We start from the raw sequence: 1,694 nt of genomic DNA on the forward strand, positions 1-1,694 counted from the left end.
GAGGCCACTGAAGAACTAGCCATTTTCTTCAGATGCTATTTAGATAAAAGAAAAGAAGACATTCGTACCGCTTTTCGGGACGAATGTCTTCTTTTTGTGGGTCTAGCTTAGCTGTGTTTTCTAGTAACCTCAGTCCACTAGCTTCAATATTCGCTTGAGATTTACAGCAAATATCGCCATCGCGCCTTGTAATTGCATGCCAAGCAGACCCGAGGATGTGGCTACATCATACCCGTGTCCATGTTTGAGTTCGCTGTTTTTGGCTTCAATTTTGTAGCGTTCCTTAGATTTCGCCTTGAAATATTCTGTTTCCTGGAACGCTATCTGCTCCATGTGTTCATCAGACTTTATCGTCACTGAGTACGTTTTGCTCTTAGCTCCTTCTTTGTAACAACCTTCCTTCAACGGGCAGCGTTTGCAAATGTCCACATCGAAAAAATAGGTCTTCTGTTGGTTGTTACTGACACCTTTCTTGCCCTGTCGTGCTTTCCGAATCGCCATGTGTCCGGCTGGGCAAACGTACATTCCAGCATCTTTGTTAAACAGAAATTCGTTCTCTTTCTTGCGAGCGCCTTGGGTAATTAGTGGATTGAGCTTCGCTACAAGTTCAATCTTGTTCTGTTTCGTGTAGATAAGGCTATCTTTCTCCGAATACGCCGTATCCCCAATCACTGTTTTGACCTGCATTCCAGCAGCTTTGCTTTTTTCGATCAGTATTTGCAATTGCTTGCCATCATTTTTCTCGCCTGTCGTAATTACAGCTGCTGTTATGAGTCGTTCCTCGGCCATCGCTAGATGTGTCTTGTAGCCGAAAAAGGCGCTATCTACGCTCTTGTGTCCTACGCGTGCATCTGGATCTGCCGCAAGTTGCAGTTGCTCCACATCATCCTCAATTGTTTCTTTTAGCAGATTAAGCGGCTCCAGAACTTTTGGCACCTGTGCGATTCCAGATCCCTTTTCAATAAAGGCGACAAGCTTTTGGCAGTATGCGATTTCGTCTTCAAGTACGTTGTTCATGTTCTTCGCTGGCATCTTTGTTTTGACCGACTCGTCCATGCTGTAAACAACCTTACGCAGCTTTCGAGCACGGTCTTGTAGGATTTCTTGCGGTGACTTCTGGTTGTAACGTGCTTTCGTATGTGTAGCATCTACGATGATAGAGGTACTCTTTAAGATATCCTGCTCGATTGCAAGGGCTACTGTCTGACCGATGAGCATGTCGAGCAGATTTATGTCTTTCAATCGCAATTTACGGAATTTCGTCAGGGAACTCGGGTCGATTACCGAGTCTTCCGGAGCCATGCCGAGGAAATATTTAAATGACATGTCGTACTTCGAACGCTCGACAATATCTACGTCAGACAGTTCAAAGATAGCTTTCAGCAGTAAGTATTTAAACATGCGAATGGGGTCGATGGCGTTGCGTCCATTATCCAAACAATATTTTGCTTCCAATTCCTCGTATATGAAGGTGAAGTCCACCAGTTCATTAATTTGACGGAGCATGTTGTCCTTCGGCACGACGATGTCATACAATGCCGCATAAGGACTCAGAACCAAGGTTTGTTGTTGACGAATCATCTCGCTCACCCGCTCTCCATGATGCTTTCATTATAAGCGAAAAAAGGTACAGCTTCCTCAATTTTCTTGAGGGGCTGTACCTTTAACATGAGATGGACTTTTTCAGTGGCCTC

General features: G+C 44.6%; 1 protein-coding gene. It reads right to left on the bottom strand.

The features are described from left to right. Positions 1 to 129 precede the first annotated feature (129 nt). Positions 130 to 1,581 (bottom strand): IS1182 family transposase, encoded by a 1,452-nt coding sequence (locus BLS15_RS28385; protein WP_021253779.1) that lies wholly within the window; start codon positions 1,579 to 1,581, stop codon positions 130 to 132. Between the last annotated feature and the right edge of the window lie 113 nt (positions 1,582 to 1,694).

Source organism: Paenibacillus sp. cl6col (assembly GCF_900102125.1).
Classification (GTDB): Bacteria; Bacillota; Bacilli; order Paenibacillales; family Paenibacillaceae; genus Paenibacillus_B; species Paenibacillus_B suaedae.